21 protein-coding genes are annotated in these 24,544 nt (G+C 61.8%); 7 read left to right on the top strand and 14 right to left on the bottom strand.

Annotation, left to right across the window (positions count from 1 at the left end):
- Window positions 1–224 precede the first annotated feature (224 nt).
- On the top strand, window positions 225–3,443 hold the full coding sequence (locus VLE48_05945) for a TonB-dependent receptor (GenBank protein HSA92536.1): 3,219 nt from the start codon (window positions 225–227) through the stop codon (window positions 3,441–3,443).
- A gap of 271 nt (window positions 3,444–3,714) precedes the next feature.
- Window positions 3,715–5,523, top strand: coding sequence for a translation elongation factor 4 (gene lepA, locus VLE48_05940; protein ID HSA92535.1), 1,809 nt, complete (start codon window positions 3,715–3,717; stop codon window positions 5,521–5,523).
- A 219-nt stretch (window positions 5,524–5,742) separates the two neighbouring features.
- On the opposite strand, the gene VLE48_05935 is transcribed toward lepA, so the two are convergent.
- From VLE48_05935 to VLE48_05910, 6 genes are all read right to left on the bottom strand, one after another.
- Window positions 5,743–6,117: an energy transducer TonB gene (locus tag VLE48_05935; GenBank protein ID HSA92534.1), complete on the bottom strand. Its 375-nt coding sequence runs from the start codon at window positions 6,115–6,117 to the stop codon at window positions 5,743–5,745.
- 478 nt (window positions 6,118–6,595) lie between these two features.
- Window positions 6,596–7,339, bottom strand: coding sequence for an OmpH family outer membrane protein (locus VLE48_05930; GenBank protein HSA92533.1), 744 nt, complete (start codon window positions 7,337–7,339; stop codon window positions 6,596–6,598).
- 226 nt (window positions 7,340–7,565) lie between these two features.
- Window positions 7,566–10,361, bottom strand: a complete 2,796-nt coding sequence (gene bamA / locus VLE48_05925; protein HSA92532.1) for an outer membrane protein assembly factor BamA — start codon at window positions 10,359–10,361, stop codon at window positions 7,566–7,568.
- A 216-nt stretch (window positions 10,362–10,577) separates the two neighbouring features.
- A complete protein-coding gene (gene frr, locus VLE48_05920; GenBank protein ID HSA92531.1) occupies window positions 10,578–11,168 on the bottom strand; it encodes a ribosome recycling factor in 591 nt (196 codons plus the stop codon).
- A gap of 113 nt (window positions 11,169–11,281) precedes the next feature.
- Window positions 11,282–11,986, bottom strand: a complete 705-nt coding sequence (pyrH, locus tag VLE48_05915) for a UMP kinase (protein HSA92530.1) — start codon at window positions 11,984–11,986, stop codon at window positions 11,282–11,284.
- 69 nt (window positions 11,987–12,055) lie between these two features.
- Window positions 12,056–13,018, bottom strand: coding sequence for a cytochrome P460 family protein (locus tag VLE48_05910; protein ID HSA92529.1), 963 nt, complete (start codon window positions 13,016–13,018; stop codon window positions 12,056–12,058).
- A gap of 140 nt (window positions 13,019–13,158) precedes the next feature.
- Between VLE48_05910 and VLE48_05905 the strand changes: the two genes are divergently transcribed.
- Window positions 13,159–14,016, top strand: a complete 858-nt coding sequence (locus tag VLE48_05905; GenBank protein HSA92528.1) for an AraC family transcriptional regulator — start codon at window positions 13,159–13,161, stop codon at window positions 14,014–14,016.
- Between the two features lie 62 nt (window positions 14,017–14,078).
- Here the strand turns inward: VLE48_05905 and tsf are convergent, their stop codons facing one another.
- The 5 genes from tsf to VLE48_05880 all read right to left on the bottom strand — a co-directional run bounded on the left by tsf (window position 14,079) and on the right by VLE48_05880 (window position 18,068).
- Window positions 14,079–14,738 (bottom strand): translation elongation factor Ts, encoded by a 660-nt coding sequence (gene tsf / locus VLE48_05900; protein ID HSA92527.1) that lies wholly within the window; start codon window positions 14,736–14,738, stop codon window positions 14,079–14,081.
- Between the two features lie 105 nt (window positions 14,739–14,843).
- Window positions 14,844–15,728: a 30S ribosomal protein S2 gene (gene rpsB, locus VLE48_05895; protein HSA92526.1), complete on the bottom strand. Its 885-nt coding sequence runs from the start codon at window positions 15,726–15,728 to the stop codon at window positions 14,844–14,846.
- A 185-nt stretch (window positions 15,729–15,913) separates the two neighbouring features.
- Complete coding sequence (rpsI, locus tag VLE48_05890) at window positions 15,914–16,309, bottom strand: 30S ribosomal protein S9 (GenBank protein ID HSA92525.1); 396 nt, start codon at window positions 16,307–16,309, stop codon at window positions 15,914–15,916.
- Between the two features lie 93 nt (window positions 16,310–16,402).
- Complete coding sequence (gene rplM / locus VLE48_05885; protein HSA92524.1) at window positions 16,403–16,843, bottom strand: 50S ribosomal protein L13; 441 nt, start codon at window positions 16,841–16,843, stop codon at window positions 16,403–16,405.
- 115 nt (window positions 16,844–16,958) lie between these two features.
- On the bottom strand, window positions 16,959–18,068 hold the full coding sequence (locus VLE48_05880) for an FtsX-like permease family protein (protein ID HSA92523.1): 1,110 nt from the start codon (window positions 18,066–18,068) through the stop codon (window positions 16,959–16,961).
- Window positions 18,069–18,199: 131 nt separating this feature from the next.
- Here VLE48_05880 and VLE48_05875 point away from each other — a divergent pair, with 131 nt between their 5' ends.
- The 3 genes from VLE48_05875 to VLE48_05865 are packed head-to-tail and all read left to right on the top strand — an operon-like array spanning window position 18,200 to window position 20,754.
- Window positions 18,200–18,823, top strand: coding sequence for a hypothetical protein (locus tag VLE48_05875; GenBank protein ID HSA92522.1), 624 nt, complete (start codon window positions 18,200–18,202; stop codon window positions 18,821–18,823).
- Window positions 18,824–18,867: 44 nt separating this feature from the next.
- A complete protein-coding gene (locus tag VLE48_05870) occupies window positions 18,868–20,172 on the top strand; it encodes a hypothetical protein (protein HSA92521.1) in 1,305 nt (434 codons plus the stop codon).
- Window positions 20,173–20,187: 15 nt separating this feature from the next.
- The gene (locus VLE48_05865; GenBank protein ID HSA92520.1) at window positions 20,188–20,754 is read left to right on the top strand and encodes a hypothetical protein; all 567 of its coding nucleotides are present in this window, start codon (window positions 20,188–20,190) and stop codon (window positions 20,752–20,754) included.
- A gap of 75 nt (window positions 20,755–20,829) precedes the next feature.
- On the opposite strand, the gene VLE48_05860 is transcribed toward VLE48_05865, so the two are convergent.
- From VLE48_05860 to ruvX, 3 genes are all read right to left on the bottom strand, one after another.
- Window positions 20,830–21,780: a hypothetical protein gene (locus VLE48_05860; GenBank protein ID HSA92519.1), complete on the bottom strand. Its 951-nt coding sequence runs from the start codon at window positions 21,778–21,780 to the stop codon at window positions 20,830–20,832.
- Window positions 21,781–21,927: 147 nt separating this feature from the next.
- On the bottom strand, window positions 21,928–22,908 hold the full coding sequence (gene mltG, locus VLE48_05855; GenBank protein HSA92518.1) for an endolytic transglycosylase MltG: 981 nt from the start codon (window positions 22,906–22,908) through the stop codon (window positions 21,928–21,930).
- 9 nt (window positions 22,909–22,917) lie between these two features.
- Entirely contained in the window at window positions 22,918–23,382 is a 465-nt protein-coding gene (gene ruvX, locus VLE48_05850; protein HSA92517.1) for a Holliday junction resolvase RuvX, read from the bottom strand.
- Window positions 23,383–23,425: 43 nt separating this feature from the next.
- Between ruvX and VLE48_05845 the strand changes: the two genes are divergently transcribed.
- Window positions 23,426–24,541 (top strand): AI-2E family transporter, encoded by a 1,116-nt coding sequence (locus tag VLE48_05845; protein HSA92516.1) that lies wholly within the window; start codon window positions 23,426–23,428, stop codon window positions 24,539–24,541.
- The last annotated feature ends 3 nt before the right edge of the window (window positions 24,542–24,544 follow it).

The raw sequence follows: 24,544 nt of genomic DNA, 5'->3' as shown, positions 1-24,544 counted from the left end.
GGTCCGTACGGGCGCCCGCCTGCTCTTCTGAATGCCGTCCGTGGAGGTGCTATTGACTTCGGAATCGTGGTTAGGTGTAACCTCTCCGGCTATAGCACATCCAGAGGAGGCACCGGGGTGCTGTGAGGGCGGGCGTGCTACACGCGGGCTGAATCAGCATCTTTGGCGTTCGACTTCTAAGAACAAAACAAGATAACCAACGAGAACTCTCAAAGGAGGTTCTCATGCGCGTCACAATGAAGTGGATGATGGCGGTCATGCTGGTGTGCGCGGTGGGCTGGGCCCAGTTGCCCACTTCCACGTTGAATGGAACGGTGACGGACCCGCAAGGCGCGGTGGTCAGCGGAGCCAAGGTCACGCTAACGCAGACGGCGACCGGCGCCACCCGGGAATACACCACTGGCGTGGATGGCAACTACACGTTCGCCAACTTGGTGCCGGGCGACTATACGATGCGTGTGGAGGCCCAGGGGTTCGCCACGCAGGAAACCAAGGACCTGCATCTGGACGTGGGTGTGGCCCGGACTTTCAACGCGCCCCTGAAGGTGGCGCAGGCAGGAGAGGTCATCACCGTGAGCAGCCAGGAAGTCGGCGTAGAGCTCACGCAGTCGCAGGTGCAGGGCGTGATCGGGTCCAGCACCGTGGAGAGCATTCCGCTGAACGGACGCAATTTCCTGGAACTGGCGTACCTGCTGCCCGGGAACCGGCCAGCGACGAACTACGATCCTACCAAGACCAACACGCTGGAAGTTTCGTCGGCTGGCGCGTTCGGCCGTGGTGGCAATATCACCGTGGACGGCGGCGACAACAACGACGAGGTAGTGGGCGGCACGCTGGCCAACTTCCCGCAGGACGGCGTGCAGGAGTTCCAGATCGCGACTAACCGGTTCACCGCCGAGGTGGGCCGCTCGGGCTCGAGCATCATCAACATCATCACCAAGTCGGGAACGAACACCTGGCACGGCGGGGCGTTCTTCTTCTTCCGGCACAAGGAACTGCAGTGGCAGGACGCTCTGTTAGTCGGCCAACCCAAGCCCCCGTTCGACCGGGAACAGTTCGGGGGGTCGCTGGGTGGACCCATCAAGCGGGACAAGGCCTTTTGGTTCGTTTCGGTAGAGAACCGGAACCAGGATGCGGCTGTGCCGGTCGGCGAGCGTGACCTCGCCAACTATGCCACCTGCAGCGTCACCCAGTCGCCCGACTGCATCATCCGCACGGCCGCGGCAGCGCCATTGGACGACGTGCTGCTGAACTCGCGCGCCGACTTCAAGCTCTCCGACAATGACAACTTCTTCATCCGCTACTCCTTCAACCGCTCGCTGGAAGTGGCGAATGGCAGCTTGGCATTGGGCACGGGGTCGGCCGCCAACCGGCAGAGTTCGCTGAACCGCTTTAACTCGATCGTGACCGACTGGACGCGGCAGATCGGGAACAACAGGGTCAATAATCTGCTGTTTCACGTGGATCTGTTCATCAACGAGATCCCGTCGTTCGACGAAAATACACCGCTGACAGAACCTGCAGGGTTGGCCGCCGGGCACGAGATCCGCTTCCTTTCCGGCGGCCTGCAGGACGGGGCTAACTTCCGCATCCCCCAGCGCACGCGGATGAACCGTTACCAGGTCAAGGACAACTTCTCGTGGACGGTGGGCAAACACACCATCCGCTTCGGCGGGGAATGGCAGAACGCTGGTTCCGACGTGGTCTTTGACCTGTTCGGGAGCGGCAGTATCTTCACCGTGGAAGACTTTGCCGCCCAGGACCGAAACAATGACGGGGTCGTCAACGACCTGGACATTCCCGTACTGCTGACCGTGCTAGGCACGGCGCCGATGCGTCCGCCGACGGCGCCGTTTTACCGGAACAACTATTTCGGGCTCTATTTCCAGGATGACTGGAAAGTAGCCTCAAACCTGACGCTAAATCTGGGACTACGGTGGGATTTCGATGACGATGTGCTCGGTGAGGGCCCGCTCAGCCAGCCCTGTGCGGACCCGACCGTCCTGACCACCACCGCCGGATGTGTCTGGTTGCGGAGTGTGCTGGGCCCGCATGACGCTTCGAAGTTTCACAACTTCGGTCCCCGCTTCGGATTTGCCTGGGATCCGTTCAAGAAGGGAACCACGGTGGTTCGCGGCGGCTATGGCATTTACTACGACCGGGTGGTGATCGAAGTGCCCATCCTGGAAGTGCTGGTGGACGGACGCGTGTTGCAAATTGGAGCGCTGGGCGGCTCCTTCTGCAGCAACGTAGACCCGGTGGATGGAGACTGCTCCTTGCCGGGTGCACTGTTTGATCCCGGCACGCCAACGCTGGCTAACCCGTTCGTCGGAACACCTGGATCGATTCCGCTGGGCGGCTTCAATTTTGTGGACAACAACGTGCGCCAGCCGCTGGTCCATCAGTTCAGCTTCGGGGTGCAACAGCAGTTCGGTAGGGACTGGATCATTTCAGCAGATGTAGTTCACAACTTCGGGCAGCGGCTCCTGACTGGGCGCTTCCTGCGCGCAGGCACCAGCCTGCTGCCTTCCGTTCCGCTGGTCATCGATCCCGCCTCAGGCCCCCCTGGGCCGTGCCCGGCCTCGGGAGGAATCGATCCCTGCGCGGTCACCGATCCTGCGACCGGCATCCAGGACAGGATCCAGTTGATCGCCTCAGCGGCCAAGTCCTGGTACAGCGGATTGCTGGCCAGCTTGCAGAAGCGGCCAACGGGCAGCGGGCCGTGGAAGTGGGGTTTCAATATCAACTACACGTTGTCGAAGACCTACAACTTTGCCAACGATGATCAGATTCCCTTCAACGCTGCGGAAGATGCGGTGAACCTGAACTTCGGCACTAACAACCCGCGGATCGAAAAGGGCTACGCACCTACGGACGAGCGCCATCGGTTTGTCTTCTATGGCATCTTCGAGATGCCGTGGAGCGTCAGCGTGTCACCGATCCTGACCGTTTCCTCCAGCGTGCCCATGGATCCCTTCGTGCCAGAACTCAGTTCTCGTCTGCCTATCCTGCAGCGCAACTCCCTGGGCAGGGACATCAGGACGGGCGCGGAACTAAACGCAGCCATCACCGCGTGGAATGCGCTGACACCGTGCCCGGATTTCACCACGACGCCGCCTGCCAGCCGGCCTTTCCCGTGCCAGCAGGGGGCCGATCTGCCGTTGGTGGATCCGAACCTGGAATTCGGCGATGCTTTCAGCTCGCTGGACTTCCGCGTGACGAAGATCTGGACCTTTGCGGAACGGCACAACCTCCAATTCATTACCGAGATCTTCAACCTCTTCAACACAACGAACATCCGGGGGTTCAACAACCGGAACTTTTCGGGGTTCAACAACGCGATCACCTCGCCAGCGTTCAACACGCCGCTGCAGACCGCGGGGCGGTTCTTTGGATCGGGCGGGGCGCGGGCCTTCCAGTTTGCTGTAAAGTACAGCTTTTAGAAACAGTTCTCAGTTGCCAGTACTCAGTTTTCAGGGAACGCGGGGCCGGAAGGCCCCGCGATTCTTTTGTGATTCCGAACGCAGCGAGGAATCCCTGCCCCAAGAGGATCGCCTGGTATAGGGATGCTTCGCTTCGCTCAGCATGACAATCGTCATCCACCAGAACTGAAGTCGTGTCCCTCCGAAGGCATGTTCAACGGAATGGGCGCAGTCCAGTCAGGGCGCGCCGGGTAACCGCGGCTGCTACAATGAAGGCTTCCCACCTGCAGCGATGGACCGCCACTACATCCGCAACTTTGCCATCATCGCCCACATCGACCACGGCAAGAGCACCCTGGCCGACCGGTTGCTGGAGCTGACCGGAGCACTTTCCGCGCGGGAGATGCAGGAGCAGGTGCTGGACGCGATGGACCTAGAGCGGGAGCGCGGCATTACCATCAAGGCGCATGCCGTGCGCATGATGTACACGGCGCGCGACGGGCAAACCTACCAGCTCAACCTCATCGATACGCCCGGCCACGTGGACTTCTCCTACGAAGTTTCACGGTCTCTCGCCTCCTGTGAAGGCGCACTGCTGGTGGTAGACGCGTCGCAAGGCGTGGAGGCGCAGACGCTAGCGAATTCCTACCTGGCGATCAACCACGGTCTGGAAATCATCCCGGTGATCAACAAGATCGACCTGGCGAGCGCAGACATTGCGAGGTGCAAGCAGCAGATCGAGCAGGCAGTGGGACTGGACACAGAGGACGCGCTGCTGGTGAGCGCCAAGACCGGGCAGGGCGTGCCGGAGGTGCTGGAGGCGATCGTCAAGCGCGTGCCGCCGCCCAAGGGCTCGCCCAACACTCCGCTGCAGGCGCTAGTGTTCGATTCCTGGTTCGATGCATATCGGGGCGTGTGCGTGCTGGCGCGCGTGGTGCACGGCACGATGCGGCGCGGCCAGAAGATCCGGCTGTGGTCAAACGGCAACGTGTTCGAGGTGGAAACGCTGGGAGTGTTGACGCCCAAGCCGGTAGAAGTGGAGCAACTCATGGCGGGCGAAGTGGGCTTCCTCTACGCCAATATCAAGAATGTGGCCGACAGCAAGATCGGCGACACCATTACCGACGACGCCCGCCCGGCCATCGAGCCGCTGCCGGGTTTTGAAGAGATCAAGCCCATGGTCTTCGCCGGCATGTACACGGTGGACGCCCATGAGCACACCCAGTTGCGCGAAGCCCTGGAAAAACTGCGGCTGAACGATTCCTCCTTCTTCTTCGAGCCGGAAAGTTCGGCGGCCCTAGGCTTCGGGTTCCGCTGCGGTTTCCTGGGACTGTTGCACATGGAGATCATCCAGGAGCGGCTGGAGCGGGAATTCGGCCTCGACCTGATCACGACAGCACCGAGTGTCCGCTACAAGATCACGCGGACAGACGGCCAGGTGATCGAAGTGGACAATCCGGCCAAGTGGCCACCGCAGAGCGAGATCAAGAAGATTGAAGAGCCGGTGATCCTGGCCACCATCCTGACGTCGGAAGAGTACGTGGGCGGCATCCTGAAGCTGGTGGAAGAGAAACGTGGACGGCAGAAGGCGTTCGAGTATGTGAGCGCGTCCCGCGTGATGCTGAATTACGAACTGCCTCTGAACGAGATCGTGCTCGATTTTTACGACCGGCTCAAGTCGGTGTCGCGGGGGTACGCCTCGCTCGACTATCACCTCTCCGGTACCTGGGAGTCGCCGATGGTGAAGCTGGACATCCTGGTGGCGGGTGAGCCGGTGGATGCGCTGTCGCTGATCGTGCATCGCGATTTTGCCTACGAGCGTGGGCGCGCTCTGGCCTCCAAGATGCGGGAACTGATTCCGCGCCAGATGTTCGAAGTTGCCATACAGGCGGCGGTCGGAGGCAAAGTCATCGCCCGCGAGACCGTGGCCGCAGTGCGGAAGAATGTTTTGGCCAAGTGCTATGGCGGCGACATCACCCGCAAGCGCAAGCTGCTGGAGAAGCAGAAGGAAGGCAAGAAGCGCATGAAGCGCATCGGGAGGGTGGACATTCCACAGGAAGCATTTCTGGCTGTGCTGCGCGTGGGCGAAGGCGAAAAATGACCTCGAACTGCCTGTGGAAAAGTCTGTGGATTTCGGCCCAGGCCCCTGGGACACCGGCGCGGCTAATTGCTCGGGAGAACGATCCCAGCCGGGAAAGCTATCCGTAACCCATGACGTAATAACCGGTTAGCTCTCGGCAGCCACAGCTCAGCGAATCCAGCAGAAGCCCGCCACAGGCATCGGGGTTCTCGTCGTTTTGCACAAGGCTTGGTGCTACCTTCAACGATTCCTGGCCAATACAAAGTTGACCGTGATCTGCGTCTCCACCTCCACAGGGGCATCACCCAGAAAGAACGGCCGGTAGCGCCACTGCTGGACCGCTTCTACAGCCGCTTGCTGAAGCATGGGATGCCCGCTTATGACGCGCAGGCTTTCGATGGCGCCGTCCCTGGTAATGATGGCGTGCAACACCACGGTGCCTTCAACGCGGGCAACCCGGGCAAGGTGTGGGTAGATTGGCTGTACGCGATGGATCAACTGCCCTGCCGTCACGCCCGGCGAAACGATCCGTCGTTGCGGCGGGGGAATGGTTCGGGCAAGGGCGTGGAGCGCAGGATATTCCCGACCGAGTGCGGAGCGCCGTTCGGCGCACACACGACGCATCCTCCAGGAAAACTGATTTGCGGGGGACCGGATGGGCCATCATTCGCGCTTACCAAAACGGCGGGTGGGATTCTCGAAGGAGCGATCAGAATTGCTGGGGACGGTTGGACCGGTGGTGATCCACGCTTTCCCGCATCGGGTGAGACGTGACTGGGCGTTCCTCGTGGAATAGCGACCGGCACCGTCACACTGCGTACGGCGGGCAGTGCCTCGGTGTGCAGCAGAGGGATAAGGACAGACAGAGCAAGTCCTACGGACTGCAACGCAACCGACGCAACTGTGGTCCATCTGGAGCGGGAGCGCAAGCGGTCCGAAGATTCGAGCAGGCTGCTCTCGAACATTTGGTTCCTCCTGCCAGCTTGGACACCGCGGGGAGACTCTGGAGGTGCGGGACTCGCGGAAGGGTGGGACGAAGAGCGGAGAAGCTAGAAGGGCCGCCTGCGGGCGGCCCATGGGATTCTGTGGTTCGCTACTGAGGATTGCGAGTGGCGGTGCCGCCGCGCTGGGTCTGGGCCGGAGCCGCGGCGGTGGTACCGGGTGCGGTGCCCGGCCGGGCTGCCGAAGGAGCCGGGGGCGGTGGAGCAGGCACACCGGAGACGGCGTTGTAAGCGCTGATAATGTCCTGGGTGATGTCCACGGTGGGCTGCCACCAGAGCAGCGGATTCTGTTGATCGCTCTCGTCATACTTCAGAACGAGCGAGAACTCATTGTTCTTGGCGTAGGTGACCAGCACCTCGCCCAGCTTGCGGTAAATGCGCTCGGCGATCTCGTTCTGCTGGGTCTGGAACTCAGTGCGGGCGTCCTCCACCGCGCGTTGCAACGTCTTCTGCTTCTGCTCGATGGTCCGGCTCAGGTTCGCGCGCGCGTCATCGTTCATCTTGTCACTCTGCGTGGTGAGCTGTTTCTTCAGGTCCTCGAGTTCCTTGCTCATGTTTTGCAGTTCGGCCTGCTTGGGCTCGAACTTCTTCTGCAGGCCGCCGAAGTCCCTCTGCCCTTCGTTGCAGAGAGCGATGGCGGCGTTGAAGTTGATTACGCCCACTTTGGCGGCTGAAGGCGCGGCGGACGGAGGGGTGACCGGAGCCGGCCGGGCCGGAGTTGCAGCTTGCGGACTGGCGGCACCCGCGGGGCGGCTTGGGGTGGTGCCGGTCTGGGCGAGGGCCGAAACAGACAACAGGGCAACGAACAGCAGAAGTGCTACAGACTGACGTGTCATACGATTCGCTGGACTCCTTGGAAGATCGCGCGATTCCTCAAGAACGTTGGAGGCGGGGCCGGACCTGGGTCCAGCCTTCATTTCCTTCTCCTCGCGGCCAGGAGTGAACAGCCCGCTGGCGAGGATGCGAATCATTATAGGGACAAGGCTCGGCAGCGTCAAACCGTGTTTGCCGGCCCAAAGGCAGGGATGGATTCCGTGCCAGCGGCCGGCAGCCCGTCTCGGGTCAGAACGTGGTGCTGACGGTGAAGCGAAAGGTGGTTTTGGGCTCGTGAAGACGGAAGCTGGGAGCGAAAAGGCGCAGGGTTTCCTGATACGTAAAGTCGCCGGCGCCGCCGGCTGGGAACATGTCCCGGCTGATGCAACTCACGGCTCCGCCGGAGCTGGTGGTGCAGGAATCGGGCGACGCAGCCAAGGAATCCAGCCGCAGGGGGTTATAGGCGTAGTAGATGCGCATGGGCGCGTTGACGACCGGCAGGATCACCTGAAATTCCACACCGGTGGACATGCGTGGCTGGTAGTTGGTGGAGTGCACGACATCGATGTGAGAGTCAAAGCTGAGCGTATTGCCACCGACACATTGGAAACTACCGTTGAGCGAGGGACAGCCAAACGGGTTGGTATTAAGGTCTACGACTGACGAAGGACTGATCTGCAACTGGGACGGACGCGCGACGAAGTTCATGCCGAAGTCGTTGAACAGTGCCAAGGTTACCGGTCCGACGATCGGGATGCGGTACTCGACGTTGCTGACGAAGCTGGTGTCACCGCCGGTGAAAACGATACGGTGAACGGGAATGGGGACGGTATAGGTCCCACGGCGCGGGTTGGCCGGGTCCACCGGCACCGGCGTGCGATCCGGATTCAACAAGGGAATGCTCTGCCGGCCGACGAGGAAACCGATGGGAGTCACGGAGCGAATGTCGAAGCCGCGGAGATCAGTATCACCGCCGATGTAGGAACGTTCGTAGGGCGGGGCCACTTGGCCTCCGTAGCCGGTCAGGAAGGAACCCTGCAGGCGCAGCCCAATCACATTGCGCTTGTGCGGGCGGAAGTATTTGTATTCCACAATGGGCCGCGCAAACTTCACGTTGCCCCCCAGGCCCGCGACCTGTCCGCCCAGGAACAGACTGTAGCCCCGCGAAGGACGATAGGGGTTGTCAATGCGGTTGACGGAAAAGGTGGGGATCACCTTGCTGGTGATAATCCCCTCCAACGCCTGGGGACCGGAAAGCCCGCGAAAGGCGATCTGCTCAAACAGGTTGCGGGAAGCGTCGCTGAAAACCGCAACGGAGGAATTATCGAAGGCATAGGTCAGGCCCAGGCGCTTGAACGACCGCCGCAGCGGGTAGCTTCCGGAAACGGTAAAGCCGGTCGTGTTCTGGTTATAGTTCAGAAGAAACTGTTGCGCGCTTTCGGGAATCTGCTGACCGGTGGCTAGGGTGAACTGATCCGCCTGATTGAAGCGGAACTGGCGCTTGAATATCGTGAACCCGAACTGCAGGGGTCGGTCGAACAGGTAGGGTTCAGTGAAACCAAGCAGCACGTTGTAGCCGCGGTTGCCGGTAGAGCCCTCGACGCGCAACGTTTCGCCCAGACCCAGGAAATTGTTGGTCTCGTAGCTGATTCCAATAAACCCGCCTTCCAGACCGCTGACGCCGCCCTGCAGCCCGATGCTGTTCTTGCCGCGCTCCTTGACCTTCAGCGTAATGTCCACCGTGCCTTCCTGGACGTTCTGGCGGACGGAAGCATCCTGCTCGGGGTCGAGCTGCTCGAAGTAGCCAAGTTGATTGAGGCGCAGCAGGCTCAGCTTCCACAAGCGACTGTTGTAAACGTTGCCCTCCTCGAGCGCCAGCTCGCGGCGAATGACCTTATCGCGGGTGGTGGTGTTGCCCTGAAACTCGATGCGGCGCACATAGAAGGGCTTACCCTCGTCGATATCGATCTCCAGGGTAATGAGGCGCTTTTCGTCGTCGAACTTGGTGTCTGGCACGGCAGTGAAATTGACATAGCCGAGTTCGCCGTGGATCTCACGCAACGCGTCCAGACCCTTGCGGACCAACTCCGCGTTGAAGATATCGCCGTCCCGCATGGCAAACGCGGCCCGCAGAATGCGGCTGTCCTTGATGGCCTTGTTGTTCTTAAAAGTAATGGCGGCGAGATGGTAGCGCTCGCCTTCTTCGATGGGAATCGTGATGTCGACGGCTTTGCCACCGCCCTTCTGGATCAAGGGGATGTGAAACCCACCCGCGTCGCGAGTTTCGGTCTTGGGATCGGAGACGATGGCCTTGAAATAGCCACGCTGCTGGTAGGCGTACCGTACACGCTCCGCATCCTCGGCCAGCTTGGAAGCGTCGAAGGTCTTGGAAAAGAGGTTTTCCAGGAAAATGGAGCGCGGGATGCCGATGGGTTTCAGATTCACCATGGCGCGCTGCAGCACACGGCTACTGACGTTCTTGTTTCCTTCGAATCGGATCTTTCCAACCTTGACCTTGGGGCCTTCCTTGATCAAGAAATTCACGCCCACCGAGTTGGGCGGGATGGGGCGAACCTCGGTGCGGATGGTGGCAAACTGCCGGCCATGCTCGGCCAGTAGTTCCTTCAGTGTGACCTCCGCCTTCTTGACCCGAGTAGGGTCATACTGGCTTTCCAGCGTGAGCCCCACCTTGTTCTTCCGGAAGCGTTCCAGGACGTCGCTCTGCTGCACCGACGACAGCCCGACATAATTGATTTCGCGAATGTTGGGCTTCTCCTGGACGTACACGTGGATGCGGTAGCCCTTGGGGCTCTCCTCGCGCTCCATGCGCAGGTCGGCGAAAAAGCCGGTGTTCCAAAGGGAGCGGAAATCGCGCTGCAAGGCACCTTCGTCGTAGGCGTCGCCGGCGCGGGAGAAGATGCGAGCCCGAATGGTTTCCGCCGGAATGCGGCGGTTCCCGTGTATGAGAATCTCTTCGATGACGGCGCCCTGGGCCCAAGCCATTGCCGCCAGAAGAGCTACCACCACGGCCAGTCGCAGGGTCATCCCTGCCAAAGAGCGATTGCCACCACCGGCAGGGGTCGCTCTGTTGTCAGGAAAGGAGGGAATATGTCAACCCCTGCATGGAGTTCCGAAGCCGGTCATTATACGGAATCTTGGATGCGGTAGCCAGCACAACGGATTACCGGTCGCGAACGCAATGTGCGGGACGAACCGCGCAGAACAAAGGCAGAAACCCCTTTAGAGGTCGCGGCTCGCGGACTAGCCGACCTGGAGGATCTCCTTCTCCTTGGTCTTGCTCATCTCCTCCATTTTCTTGATTTCTTCGTCGGTGAGTTTCTGGATTTCCTCGTGGGCGCGGCGCTCCTCGTCCTCGCTGATCTTCTTGTCCTTGAGCGCCTTCTTGATCGAATCGTTGCCGTCGCGACGGATGTTGCGCACAGCGGTGCGGTGGTCTTCCAGCACCTTGTGCAGATGCTTTACCAGATCCTTGCGGCGCTCTTCCGTGAGCGGCGGCACGGGCACGCGGATGAGCTTGCCGTCGCTCATGGGGTTCAAGCCGAGATCGGCGGTGCGAATGGCCTTCTCAATAACCGCCACCGAAGTGGGATCGAAGGGCTGCACGGTGAGAAGCTGGGCTTCCGGGGCGTGCACCTGGGCGACCTGGTTGAGGGGCATCTGGGAGTCGTACAGCTCGACGCGTATCGGGTCGAGCATGTGCACGTTGGCGCGACCGGTGCGGGTGGCCGCCAGCTCGCGGCGGAAATCCTCGACTGCCTTGTCCATGCGTGTGCGCAGCTGGCCGAACACTTCCTTGAGCGCGGGAATCGAGGCCATCGTGGGTTGAGCCATGGGGTGCTCCGAAAGCCGTTGATTATAAACGAAGAGTTGGCTGGAGAAGAAACATGGAGAACGTCGGCCGCTTGCGCCCCTGGGCACAGGGGCCCTCGCATCGCTTGAGGAGCCTACTGGCTGACGAGGGAGCCGACCTTTTCGCCGGCGAGGACGCGGCGGATGTTGCCGTGCCGGTTGAGGTTGAACACGATGATAGGCAGGTTGTTGTCGCGGCACAGGGTGATGGCCGTGGAGTCCATCACCTTGAGGCCTTTCTTGAGCACGTCGAGGTGGGTGATGGTGTCGAACATGCGCGCGTCCTTCACCAGGACAGGGTCGGCGTCGTAGATGCCATCAACCTTCGTGGCCTTGAGTATGACGTCGGCCTTGATCTCCATGGCGCGCAGGGAGGCGGCGGTATCGGTGGAGAAGTAGGGATTGCCGGTGCCGGCGGCGAAGATGACCAAGCGGCCCTTCTCCAGGTGGCGGATGGCGCGGCGGCGGATGAAGGGCTCTGCGACCTGGTTCATCTCGATGGCGGACATGACGCGGGTGTATACCCCGCGTTTTTCCAGGGCGTCCTGCAAAGCGAGGGCGTTGATGACGGTGGCCAGCATGCCCATGTGGTCGGCGGACACGCGGTCCATCTCCCGAGCGTGCTCAGCTACGCCACGGAAAAAATTGCCGCCACCAACCACGATGGCCAGCTCCACGTCCATAGTCTTGGCGTCCTGGAGTTCACTGGCGACCTGTTCCACGCGCGCCGGCTCAACGCCAAAACCCTGGTTGCCGGCGAGAGCTTCGCCAGAGAGCTTAAGCAGGACACGACGGAACACGGCGGGCATCCAAATCAGTATACCAACCCGCATATGCTGGGACGTTATGCGTGCGCCCGCAGCACCGACCTACTGGGTAAGACGTTCGATGCGCCGTCTGGCGGCGTGCCGGATCTGTTCCTGCATCTCGGGGTTCGCGTCCTGGGCGGATTCCGCCAACTCGAGCGCCTTGCGTGAGGCGGCCAGGGCCTGCTCGCGATGACCACTTTGTTCGTAGGCGTCGGCCAGACTGTCAAACGCATTAGCCGAGTTCGGGAACTCATGGGTGACGAAGGAGAGTACGGCAATCGCATCCTGCTGGCGTTTGGCATTGAGCAGCCGGTAGCCGAGCGCGTTCAACCCGGGCTCCTGGAAGATGCCCGCATCCGGATGGCGGCGCCGCTGCTCCAGGAACTTCGCTTCCGCTTGCGGCCAGCCCTGCTCAAAGATCAGGTTGAAAATCAGGCCGGCGCTGGGCGGGAAGTCTACGCTGGGCTTCACCGTCCCCTTGCGAACGGCCACTTCCAAGAGTTGCGGATAGAACTGCACGAAGGTGTTCTCCACCGCCCCGTTTTCGTGGTGGCAACTCCAGCAGGCGGCGCGGGGAAAGGGCTCGGCCGAGGGCCGGTCGAGCCCCAGGTTGTAGTACGCCCAAACATCCGGGTTGCGGGCTGCGTCTTTCACCGCCGCCTCGAGCGAAATGAAATCGCCCTGGTAGTAGCCGCTCTTGTTAATGGAGCCGGTAGCGGGATGGTAGATCTCGAGCGCAAACATGGTCTTGTCCGGCCATTTGCCGGTGGCCATGAAGGCGCGATAGGCCGCGGGGTTGACGAAGACGTTGGTGAACATGGGATGGTCGCTGGAGGCTGCCGGTCCGTAGTTCATGCCCAGCCCGGATGACAAATAGACCCATTCCCGATGGTTGGTGGGCCGGAGCAACTTGCCATCCGGCGAGTACTGCGGACCGTCGGCGGGAGCCTGGTCTGGACCGGCAACCGCCAGATAGGCCGAGAGGCCGAAGACGACGGCGACGAGCAGGGTCTTGCCCTTCATGAGGAATCCTCCACGCGCTCCTAGACCTGGTGGTTCGGCTCCATCCTTCAACGCATAGGACACAGCTGTCTTGAACGAATGAAACCTTCCGGGCCGGCTCACGAACTGCGGGCCATCCACGTCCGTACAGTATGGCAGCCATGGCCAACGCCGGGAAGCCGCTTACTGCCTTCGGCCGCCAGTTTTATGGCGAGCTGAGGAACCAGCAGAGCATCTGCGGCGCTGTGCTCGCCGAGGTGGTGCACGAACACGCGCGCGACGTGCCCTTGCACACGCACGACGTGGCTTATTTCTCGCTCGTCCTGCAGGGACTCTACCGGGAAGGCGATGCGCGCGGGCGCACCCTCTACGGGCCGTTGAGCGCGACCTTCAATCCAAGGGGCACACGCCACGATGGCCAGATCCAGGAGGGCGGCGCCCGGTTCTTCACCGCCGAGCTGGAAGAATCGTGGCTCGAACCATTGCAACGGCAAACGATGGAGCGACACTTCGCCGACCGTACCGGCGGGCCCTTGCTGTGGCTGACCTTGCAGCTCTATCGCAACTACCGGTCAGGCGTGACGGTGTCACCGCTGGCAGCCGAGAGCCTGCTATGGGAGATGCTGGCGACAACGGCGCGCTGGAGGGACGACCGCGACCGTCGCCCTCCAGCCTGGTGGCTGCGAGTAAAGGAGAAACTTCAGGAGCAGTTTCGCGAGCCGCATCGGTTGGGCGAACTGGCCGCCGAGGCCGGCGTGCATCCTGTCCACCTGGCGCGGGTGTGCCGCCGGTTCGAGCGCCGAAGCGTAGGGGAATACGTGCTGGCGCTGCGAGTGCGGCTGGCGTGTGAGCTGCTGAGGCGCCCCGAGCTTCCGCTGGCGCAAGTAGCCATGGAGACCGGTTTTGCCGACCAGAGCCACCTGACGCGAATGTTCAAGCGCCTGACGGGCTTTACGCCCGCGACATTCCGCGGGCAACTGGCTGCTGCCAACCGCCGGGCTCGCTCACCGCTTTCCTAACCCCAAATCTGGGAAAAAGGAAACGGGCGCGGGAGAGCCCGCGCCCGCGAGGAATCGTCGCGTTACTTCGAACGGTTCTCGGCCTGCGGTTTGGAGACGGCGAAAGTCTCGGCGCCCTCGCCCACCTTGAAGCGGGCGAAGCGGCGCACGGTGATGTTCTCACCCAGCTTTCCGATCTTGGAGGCGATGAGCTGGTAGACGGTGATGCCCTGATCTTTGATGAACGGCTGCTCGTAGAGGCAGACCTCTTCGTAGAACTTGGACATCTTGCCTTCGACGATCTTCTCGATGACCGGGGCTGGCTTCCCGGTAGCCCGCGCCTGTTCGCGGTAGATGTCTTTCTCGCGCTCGTAGGCTTCAGGAGTAACGTCCTCCTTGCGGATGAACTTCGGGTCGCTAGCGGCAATGTGCATGGCGATATCGTGTACCAGTTCCTTGAAGTCGTCCGTGGCGGCGACGAAGTCGCTTTCGCAGTTCACTTCGACCAGCACACCGATCTTGCCACCGGCGTGGATATAGCTCGAGACCGAGCCTTCGGTGGCCGTCCGCGTCGCCTTCTTGGCGGCCGTGGCGATGCCTTTCTTGCGGAGCAGGATGACGGCTTGTTCCAGATCACCCTTGGCCTCAGCCAGCGCCTGTTTGCAGTCCATCATGGGAGCGCCGGTCTTCTCCCGGAGCTCTTTCACTTGTGCGGCAGGAATGTTCACGGCAGTGGAACCCATGGTCAGTACGAATCCTTTCGATACCTTAGATGCGCGGTTGGCTCAGACGAATCGACCCGCGGCGCAACGCGCGGGTCGCTGGAAAACCTGTCGCCCCCGTCCCGCCTAGTGGGATTCGGCGGCGTCGGCGTCGCCCGCGGAGGCAGCGGAAGAGGGAGCCTTGCGCGCTCCCAAGACGTCCTCCATGCTCGGTTCTTCCTCAGCCGCGGCTTCAGGAGCCTCAGCTCCGGCCCCTTCGTCGTAGCCTTCGGCGGCAGCTTCTCCCGCGGCGACCGCGGCAGCGTACTCGGCGGTCTGCTTGTCGGCCGCCACCTGTGCGCCCTCGACGTAGGAATCGGCGACCTTGCAGGTGAACAGCCGGATGGCACGCAAGGCGTCGTCGTTGCCGGGGATGACGTAATCGACTTCGCTCGGGTCGCAGTTGGTGTCCACGACGGCGACCACCGGAATGCCCAACTTGCGCGCCTCGCGCACCGCGATCTGCTCCTTGTTGGAGTCGATGACGAAGACGGCGTCCGGCAGGCGGTCCATGTTCTTGATGCCAGCCAGGTTCTGCTGCAGATGCTTGCGCTCGCGCTCGAGCTTGATGACTTCCTTCTTAGGCAGCAACTCGTAGCGGCCGTCGGTGGCCATCTCGTCAAGCTCCTTCAGGCGCTTGACCGACTTCTGCACCGTGACCCAGTTGGTGAGCAGGCCGCCCAGCCAGCGCTGGTTCACGTAGAACTGGCCGCATCGCGAGGCTTCCTCGGCGATGGCGTCCTGCGCCTGGCGCTTGGTGCCCACGAAGAGCAGCGTCTTGCCGCTCGAGGCCATCTCCTGCACGAACCGGGACGCGTCCTTGAACATCTTGAGCGTCTTCTGCAGGTCGATGATGTAGATGCCGTTCCGTTCGCCGAAGATGTACTCCTTCATCTTCGGATTCCAGCGTTTCGTCTGGTGCCCGAAGTGAACGCCCGCTTCGAGCAATTCCTTCATGCTGATGCTCGCCAATAGACCTCCTCAGTGGTCTGCATCCTTTGCGGCGGCCGAAGCCGGTCGCTCAGGATTGATGCCCCGGATGCCCTTGAGGACCGCCAGGGAAAATTGTGAAACCGTGGTCAGTGGTCGGTGGCCAGTGGCCAGCAAAACCAGAAACCAGAAACGAAAAACGAAAAACGAGAAACGAGAAACTGCACTTACCGCTTCGAGTACTGGAAGCGCTTGCGTGCCCCCTTTTGGCCGTACTTCTTGCGCTCCTTGATGCGAGAGTCGCGAGAGAGCAGCCCTGCAGACTTCAGCCGGGCACGCAGTTCGCCATTGAACTGGAGCAACGCCCGGGCCACGCCCAGCTTCACCGCGCCCGCCTGGCCGTTGACGCCGCCACCGGCAACGTTGGCGACCACGTCGAAGGCCGAGCCGGTCTCGGTGGTGGCCAAGGGTTGCTTGGCCTGCACGCGCTGCGCTTCGGTGACGAAATACTGCTCGAAGGGGCGGCCGTTCACCAGGAAGCCGCCGTTGCCGGGACGCAGAAAGACACGGGCTACGCTCGACTTCCGCCGTCCCGTTCCGTAGTACTGAATGAGTTCTGCCATAAGATCAGCGATTCGCCGTCAGCAATCCGCTTTCAGCTCAAAACCCTTTCGCAAATAAGGATCCACGGCCGTGAACGGCCGCGACTTGCACTTCTAAGCCCGCTTGGCCTGTGCCAGGGTCTCCGGCTGCTGGGCCTGATGGGGATGCTTGTCGCCGGCGTACACGCGCAGCTTGCGGGCCATCTGGCGACCCAGCTTGGTGTGGGGCAGCATGCCGACGATGGCGTCACGCACCACAACTTCCGGCCGGCGCGCGGCGCGCTTGCGGAAGCTCTCGGCCTTGATGCCGCCGGGATAGCCGGAGTAGCTGTAATAGGTCTTCTTCTCCGACTTCATGCCGGTCACGCGCACCTTGGCGGCGTTGACTACGATGACGTGATCGCCGGTATCGAGAAACGGCGTATACACAGGATTGTTCTTGCCGTTCAACATGCGGGCCACACGACTGGCCAGACGCCCCAGGGTCTCGCCCTCGGCGTCCACCACGTACCACTTACGCGCAATTTCCCCGGCGCCGGGGAAATGGGTTGCCATACAAAAATCTCCCAAGTGCTGATGAAAAGAAGACCGCTCAAGGCGGGAACTGCAGCACTGCCAAAGGTTTAAGGATAAGGGAGGAAGCGAAGGTTGTCAATGAAACAGGTGGTATCTACTCGTAGGCCAGCGCTTCGACCGGATCCTTGCGAGCGGCCTTGACGGCGGGGTAGAGGGCGCCGAGCACGGAGCCGGCCAGCGCGATCAGGGTGGCGCGCAGCACCCAGAGCCAGGCGATTTCCACGCGCAGGGTGGGGAAGGCCTTCAGGATGCCCTCCTTGGCAGCGAAGCTGAAGATGATGCCAACTACGACGCCGCTCACCGCCAGCAGCAGAGTCTCGCGCACAATGACGTTCACGATGTAGGCCTTGGAGGCGCCCATGGACTTGAGGATCCCGATTTCCCGGGTGCGTTCCATCACCGCCGTGTACATGGACTGGAAGATGACGATGAAGCCGATGCACACGGCTACCCCGATGACCACCTTGATGAACGTGGAGAAGCCGGGCAGGTTCTCGGGCGTCATGTAAGAGAGCCACTCCTGCATGGATTGAACGCCGTAACTCTCCATACCGGGAATCTGCTTGATGGAGGCGGCGACCGCGCCGGCGTTCGCGGGATCATCGAGCTTGAGGTAGAAGATGGAGGCCTTGCCCTGGGAGCCGACCAGTTCCTGCACCGTGGCCATAGGCATGAACTTGCGCGCGCCCTTGCCGTGCTCGACGATGCCCACGACACGGAACTGGTGATTCAGCACTTCGATGGTCTGGCCCACCTGGACGTTGCGGGAGGCGGCAAAGAAGTCGTCGACGATGATGTCGTCGAGGCCCTCGAAAGGACCGCCCGCGAGGTAATGAAATTTCCCGCCCATGGATTCGAAGCTGGCCAGGTCGATGCCGTAGAGCACTTCGACGCTGCCTCCGCCGGTCGAAATCTGGGTGACGACCGGGGCTACCGCCGCCACGTGCGGCACCTTGGCGAGCACATCGGCCACTTTGACGGAAACGGGCGCGCCGCTGATGCCGATGAGGGCGGAGGAGCCGGGCGGCCGGACCATCACATCGGCGCCGATGCCAGCCTGTCGGGTCTTGGAGTCGTTCAGGATGCCGAGCGACAAGCCGACGATCACCAGAATCAGCGTTACCTCGACCGCTATGGCCACAATGCTGATGACGGACCGAATCGGCCGGTGCGCCAGGTTGGCGACGATCATCTTGTTCATCATGGCCAGGACATTCTAAACGCCGGTTTGGCAAGGGACAAATGGCCGCCGGCGCGGTTGACTTTTGGCGAGCGCCCGCCTAAGAATACAACTCTTCACCTCGCGTCGGCCCCGTCGCGCGGAAGGCTCAATTCATGGCACGAATCTCAGTCGTAAGAGCGGGACGGGGAATCGTAGAGGTTCTCCTCCTGATGGTGTGTCTGGCAGGCCCGGCGTGGGCACAGCGCGGGGCCATTACCGTTGCCCGAAACTTGGACGAACTGACCCATCAGTCAGCCGTGATCGTGCGCGGATTTGTGGTGAGGGCGCGGGTGGAGAAACATCCACAATTCACGAACCTGGATACGATTGTGGTGACCCTGCGAGTGAAGGAAACGCTCAAGGGCGAAGTGGGGCCCATCTACTCGTTCCGGCAATACATCTGGGACTTCCGTGACCGCCAGGATGCCGCGGGCTATCGCAAGGGCCAGGAACTGCTGCTGTTGATGAATCGAGTGAATCAGTACGGGCTTACCAGTCCGGCGGGCATGGAGCAAGGGCGGTTCCGCATCCTTCGTGACCGCAGCGGAAAGGAAACGGTCGTGAACGGCCTCGGTAACTATGGGCTGTTTCGCGGGCTGGAAGCACAAGTTGAAAAGAAAGGCGTCAAACTCTCGCCCGGGATGGCGGCACTGGTGCGGCAAGAGCCCGGTGTGCCGCTTGCCGCTGACAATCTCCGCGAGCTGATTCTGGAACTTCAGGGCAAGTCGACCCAGTGACCCCCCGAAACCAAAGACGGAGCCGGCACTCGCTGCGGTTAGCCGTGCTGGTGTCGTTGATGCTGGCGCTGCCACGCCTAGCGGTAGCGGGTGGACCGATTGCCGTGGGTGGGCCTAGTTTCGGCGTTGAAGGTGCCCCCTTCACCTGGAGCACAACGAGTGCGATTCCATACCGAACCGATGGCGGCAATCTCGGAGCGCTTACAAATACCCAGGCGAATAACCGCGTGGAGAGCATGTTCAACGTTTGGGAGAACGTCACCACGGCGAACATCGAATACAGCCGTCTAGGTGCTATTCAAGGCGTGGCCGATGGGGATGTGAGCACGCTAGCGGAATATAACGCTGTGAACGGGACCTGCAACGCCAACCCTCCAACACAGAATCCGGTGATTTACGACACCAACGGAAGCGTCTTCGACGCTCTGGGCATCGATACCAACGTGATTGGCTTTGCGGGCCCTTGCCTGGTCAATTCCGCCGGGCGAATCATCTCCGCCAAAGCTGTGCTGAATGGGAAATGGATCGACGGGAATCCGACGCAAGAGTTAAGCGATTCCGCCTTCGATGGCGCCATCATCCACGAGCTCGGGCATTTTTCAGGGCTCGACCACTCGCAGATCAACGTGAATTGCCTTTCGGCATGCGGTACCGATGACTTGATCGGATTGCCGACGATGTTTCCAGTGATCTTCAGTACCAGAGATGAGGATCCGGGACCGGCAATCGTGAACCCGGCAGCTACTCTCGCGACAGACGACATGGCGTGGATTTCACGCTTGTATCCGAAGACGTCTGGTAGTCCAACCTTCTCCGGCACCTATGGGACCCTTACAGGGATTGTGCGTTTCAGTGACGGCATGACCCATGCCCAAGGTGTAAATGTGATCGCACGGCCCGTAGACACAGGTTCGAACCAGGACCGCAAGTTTGCGGTCTCGGTGGTTTCAGGCTTCAAATTCACCGGAAACCCAGGGCAAAGCGTGACGGCGGCGCCCTATCTGAACGGAGCCTCCGACAACACGGGCGGAGATAGTTTCGGATCGCGCCAAACCGGGGACATCGGGCGTTTCGAGATTCCGGTCCCGGCGGGCAACTACATGGTTGAAGTGGAGTCTATTCATTGCAATCCGAACGACCCAACAGATTGTTTCAGTGAGGGCTCAAGCGTGGGTCCGCTGATTGATCCCATTCCCATGCCGGGCACGGCGCCGGCCGCCGCCGGTCCCTTTGCCGTCACGGCGGGCAACACCGTCAACGTGGGTAACATTGTGCTGGTGGGCACGGATCCGCGCTTCGACGCGTTCGAAGGGGGCAAGAAGCGTCGCGCGCAGACCATCAGTGAGTAGGGAGGAGGAATCGCCATGAGTTTGCGTTGCCGGAGAATCCTGCTGGAGGCGGCAGTGGGCCTGGTGCTGTGGACAGCAGCCGGCACGCCGGCGCTGGCGCAGTCTCGGAATGACAGCATCGCGGCGGCGACGCCGCTCACCAACGGGACCTTCAATGCTTCCATCAGTCCCTTCGGCGATCCCATCACGGTGACCGATCCGGACGAGGACTTCTATGCGGTCACGGTGGCGGCGAGCGCCACATTAACAGTGGATGTGGTAGGGCCGGGGCTGAATCCTCCCAGTCCGATGGATCCTGTGATTGAGATCGTGAACAATGCCGGAACGCGGCTAACGACCTGCAAAGACCCGGGCGACGATAGCCCGCCAGGCGGTTCGGGAATCACGCCGGACCCTACACCCAACGTATTCGACGACTCTTGCGTCAATGACGACATCAGCCTGGGGGTCAACCGCAACTCGCACCTGGACTTTCGGAACACAAGCGGCGGGACGGTAACCGTCTTCATCCGGGTGCTGGACTGGAGCGGCAACGCGCGGCCTGACTTCCGCTACCAGATCACGATCAGCGGAGCACAGTAGGGCCCTGCGCATTCTCATCCGTAGCTGCAACAACGCCTAGGGGTTCCTCGCTCTCGCTCGGGACATACGACGGCGCTACTGCGGCGGGCTGCCGGAACTCGCATCCTCCGGCCGGGCCGGCTTGTCAAGTCGCCGCAGCTCGTAGCCTTCGGGCTGGTTGAGGACGAACTGTTCGTCCTGGAGAGGCTGGTTCAGGTTCAGCTTCACCATGCTGAGCACGATGGCGTACTCCTCCTTCGGACGCCAGAGATGGATGACGGCAGGGAAGCGACCTCCGTGGTATTCCGTGATGTGCTCGTAGTCGGCTTCGGTGGCGACGGAGCCGTCGGCATCATAGATAACCTGTCGATAGGGCATGAGATCGGCACGGCTGAATGTGATCTTGCGTGACAACTTCCAGTCCGAGCCGTTGCGGCGAATCACCGTGACCACGTAATTGGGCTGCTCGATGTCTTTCTTCGTTTTGGGGTCGCGTACGGTCTCGGTGGAGCCTTCGAGCACCGCGATCTCCCGGTCGGGGTCGATGGGGCGAAGCAGCAATGCATCGAGAATATGGCGCGGGCGCAGATTCTCGATGGGCTTGTTGGAAGCGGGCGGGGCGTCGTTGCGGCCAACGTAGAAGCGGCTCTTGGTGGGGATGGAGAGTCGGAACCCTTCGCCGTCGCTCACCATGTCAAAGGCGGTATTCCGCAAGATGGGAAACAGGCCGATCATGCGAAGGGTGGCGGGCTGGCGCAGCAGAATGTAGCCGCGCATATCCTGGAAGTCCGTGACCTTGCCCTTCTTGGAACCGCCCACGGAAGGCGCAATATCCACCGTGGCGTTCAGTGTCTGGATGCGAGCCGCCTCGTGGTTGATGGTCTCCACCAGTTGGGCGAGGGTGGCCTCACGGAGGACGGCGGAGCTCATGCGGCGCTCGACCGTGCGGGAGCGGAACAGGCAGCCCGGCAGGATGGCCAGTGCGAGGAAGGCAAGCAGGGTGCGGCAGAGGCGTCTGGTCGTTGGGCGGGCCCCGTGCACAACCATGCTGTTTCGGTGGTTCATTAACCTCAAGGGCTAAAGCCCGGTCCCCTCAGCCATAGTCTCGGCACGACTAGAGTCGTTCCCCTCCGAGTGCTCCACTCCCTCGGTGGTCAAACCACCTTCGAGTATATAAGGCCCGATGAGCCGGGTTCAGCGGCGGTCGCGTTCGCGGCGGTAGGCCGCGACGTTGCGGCTGTGCTCGGCAGCGGTGGAGGCGAATCGGTGACGACCACGGGCATCGCTGACGAAGTAGACATACGTCGTTGAGGCGGGCTGCATGGCGGCGCGCAGCGAGTCGCGACCGGGGTTGGCGATGGGTCCTGGCGGCAGTCCTGCGCGGCGGTAGGTGTTGTAGGGAGAGTCGAATCCCAGGTCCGACTGGTGGATGGCGCCGCGATACCGTCCGGCCAGCAGGGCGCCATAAACCACGGTGGGGTCGGCCGCCAGCACCATGTTGCGCTGCAATCGGTTCTGGAAGACGCCAGCCACCAGAGGCCGTTCTTCCGGAACGCCGGTTTCTTTCTCCACGATGGAAGCCAGGACGACGATGCGGTGGATGTCACCTGCGAGGCCGAGGGATGCGGCCTCCTGGCGGAAGCGGCGCACCATGGCGGCCGCGATCTCGCGTGGCCCCTGCGCACGAGTGAACTGGTAGGTGTCCGGAAAGAGATAGCCCTCGAGCGAGGTGGCTGCCGGATCGAGATCGTTGATCAGTACGACTTCGGCGCGGGCGGCTTCCAGGAACTGATCGCGCGTGCACAAACCGGCGGCGGCCACAGCATCGGCAACTTCGAACATGTTGTAGCCCTCGGGGACGACGACGGTTCGCACAATCACGTCGCCACGGGTGACACGGTCCAGGATTTCGAACGCGTCGGCGGGATGGTCGAAGCGGTACTCACCCGCCTTGAGCGATGGACGGCCCTTCACGGCATGCAGCGCCAGGAAGGCAGATGCGTTACGAATGACGCCGGCGGCCTGAAGTTCGGCCGCGATGCGGCGCGCGGAAAGCCCGGAACGCAGGAGGACGTCCGGCTTTCCAGGAGGCGCGAGCGGAGTGAAAAGCGAATGGGCCAGCCATGCGGCGGTGGCGAGCAGAATGAGAACGGTCAGTTTTAAAAGAGTGCGCAACGCTCCAGTCTAGCAGTTGCCGGATAGGGCGGCGTTGCGGTGGTCCAGGAACGATTGCAGGATCAACACGGCGGCCAGGCGGTCCACGGCCTGTCGACGGCGCTGGAGGCTGATCTCGCTTGCGCGGAGCACGCGGCTGCTTTCGACCGAGGTCAGGCGTTCGTCCCAAAGATGCACAGGAAGCCGAAAGCGCCGGCGAAGTTCTTCTGCGAGCGCGGCGACTTTTTCTGCTTGAGCGCCGGCTTGGCCACTCATGCGAAGGGGATAGCCGACCACCATCTCCGCCACCTCATATTCGCGCAGGACGCGCTCGAGGCGCCCGAAGTCAGCCCGCTTGGAGGTCCGCCGCAGTGTCTGGAGCCCTTGGGCGGTGAGGCCCAGCGGATCCGAGACGGCCATCCCGATGGTTTTGGCGCCCACATCGAGAGCCAGGATGCGCGGCCGGGTGCAGGCGTCTACTGTCACGGCGTTCATTATAGGAGCCGGCGCCTGGACAGGATGGGATACGATAAGCGCGATGGCGACGGAAGACATCGAAGTCGAAGAGCACGGCGACGCGATCCTGCCGGCAGCCGCAACCGCTCCCCGGCGCCGGCGCGGTGACCATGTGTCGTCGGCGGCGCAGACGGTGGTGGCCATCGCCGTGGTTCTGACCCTGTGCTACGTGGCCAAGCTGGTGGTGATCACGTTGATGGTCTCCGTCCTGCTGGCCTTCCTCCTGCAGCCGGTGGTAGGGGTGCTGGAGCGTATGCGGCTGCCCCGCTCTCTGGCCGCCTTCCTGGCGGTTTTCCTGCTTCTGGGGGTGGCCTATGCGGGAACCCATTTTTCCTACAACCGCGGCGTGGACTTTGTGCAGCAGTGGCCCAAGTATTCGGGAAAGATCCGGCAAGCGGTGGCTAGCTTCCGAGAACGAACGCTCTCCCTTCAGAAGACCACGGAGCGTGTGCTGGCGTCACAGGAGCCCGAGCGGGGCGTGGTCACGGTACAGCAGAAGGTGGACTGGGCGGAACTGCTGACACGCAGCGCAGCATCCGTGTGGGAGTTCGTACTGATCGTTTCGTTCATTCCTTTCCTGGTGTACTTCATGCTCAGCTGGCAGGACCACGTGAAGTCGGCCACGGTGATGCTCTTTCGCCTGGAGAATCGCAACGCCGCCTACAAGACCCTAAGCCGCATCTCCGCCATGACCCGCAGCTTCATCGTCGGTAACCTGCTGATCGGCCTGTTTATGTCGGCGATCAGTGTCATCGTGTTTGCCGCAGTGGGCCTCGGGTATCCCTTCATCCTGGGGTTTCTCAGCGGATTCCTCAGCCTGGTTCCTTACCTAGGAGTGATTCTGGCAGTGGTGCCTCCGCTGGTTGCGGGTCTTGGAGAACTCTCCGGGGCGAAGCTGCTGGCGGTGGCACTGACGGTGTTGGGACTGCACTTGTTCGCCATCAACGTGCTTTATCCCAAGATTCTGGGGAGACGCCTGCAACTCAATCCCCTGGTGGTCACCGTAGCATTATTGGTGTGGGGCTGGATTTGGGGCGGGATGGGACTGGTTCTGGCGGTGCCCATCACCGGGGCCATGAAGATCATCTTCGACCACGTGGAAAACCTGCGCCCGTACGGGGCGTGGATGGGAGAGTAGGGG

This window comes from Terriglobales bacterium (assembly GCA_035454605.1).
Taxonomy (GTDB): domain Bacteria; phylum Acidobacteriota; class Terriglobia; order Terriglobales; family Acidobacteriaceae; genus DATMAB01.
This window is presented reverse-complemented; position numbering and strand designations above follow the sequence as displayed.

Excerpts from the sequence above, each read along its gene's own strand:
- VLE48_05875 (HSA92522.1), top strand. The coding sequence starts at position 18,200 with ATGGCACGAATCTCAGTCGTAAGAGCGGGACGGGGAATCGTAGAGGTT.
- VLE48_05930 (HSA92533.1), bottom strand. The coding sequence starts at position 7,339 with ATGACACGTCAGTCTGTAGCACTTCTGCTGTTCGTTGCCCTGTTGTCT.
- VLE48_05945 (HSA92536.1), top strand. The coding sequence starts at position 225 with ATGCGCGTCACAATGAAGTGGATGATGGCGGTCATGCTGGTGTGCGCG.
- VLE48_05910 (HSA92529.1), bottom strand. The coding sequence starts at position 13,018 with ATGAAGGGCAAGACCCTGCTCGTCGCCGTCGTCTTCGGCCTCTCGGCC.
- rpsI (HSA92525.1), bottom strand. The coding sequence starts at position 16,309 with ATGGCAGAACTCATTCAGTACTACGGAACGGGACGGCGGAAGTCGAGC.
- lepA (HSA92535.1), top strand. The coding sequence starts at position 3,715 with ATGGACCGCCACTACATCCGCAACTTTGCCATCATCGCCCACATCGAC.
- VLE48_05860 (HSA92519.1), bottom strand. The coding sequence starts at position 21,780 with ATGGTTGTGCACGGGGCCCGCCCAACGACCAGACGCCTCTGCCGCACC.
- frr (HSA92531.1), bottom strand. The coding sequence starts at position 11,168 with ATGGCTCAACCCACGATGGCCTCGATTCCCGCGCTCAAGGAAGTGTTC.
- VLE48_05865 (HSA92520.1), top strand. The coding sequence starts at position 20,188 with ATGAGTTTGCGTTGCCGGAGAATCCTGCTGGAGGCGGCAGTGGGCCTG.
- ruvX (HSA92517.1), bottom strand. The coding sequence starts at position 23,382 with ATGAACGCCGTGACAGTAGACGCCTGCACCCGGCCGCGCATCCTGGCT.
- bamA (HSA92532.1), bottom strand. The coding sequence starts at position 10,361 with ATGACCCTGCGACTGGCCGTGGTGGTAGCTCTTCTGGCGGCAATGGCT.
- VLE48_05845 (HSA92516.1), top strand. The coding sequence starts at position 23,426 with ATGGCGACGGAAGACATCGAAGTCGAAGAGCACGGCGACGCGATCCTG.
- rplM (HSA92524.1), bottom strand. The coding sequence starts at position 16,843 with ATGGCAACCCATTTCCCCGGCGCCGGGGAAATTGCGCGTAAGTGGTAC.
- VLE48_05905 (HSA92528.1), top strand. The coding sequence starts at position 13,159 with ATGGCCAACGCCGGGAAGCCGCTTACTGCCTTCGGCCGCCAGTTTTAT.
- tsf (HSA92527.1), bottom strand. The coding sequence starts at position 14,738 with ATGGGTTCCACTGCCGTGAACATTCCTGCCGCACAAGTGAAAGAGCTC.
- VLE48_05880 (HSA92523.1), bottom strand. The coding sequence starts at position 18,068 with ATGATGAACAAGATGATCGTCGCCAACCTGGCGCACCGGCCGATTCGG.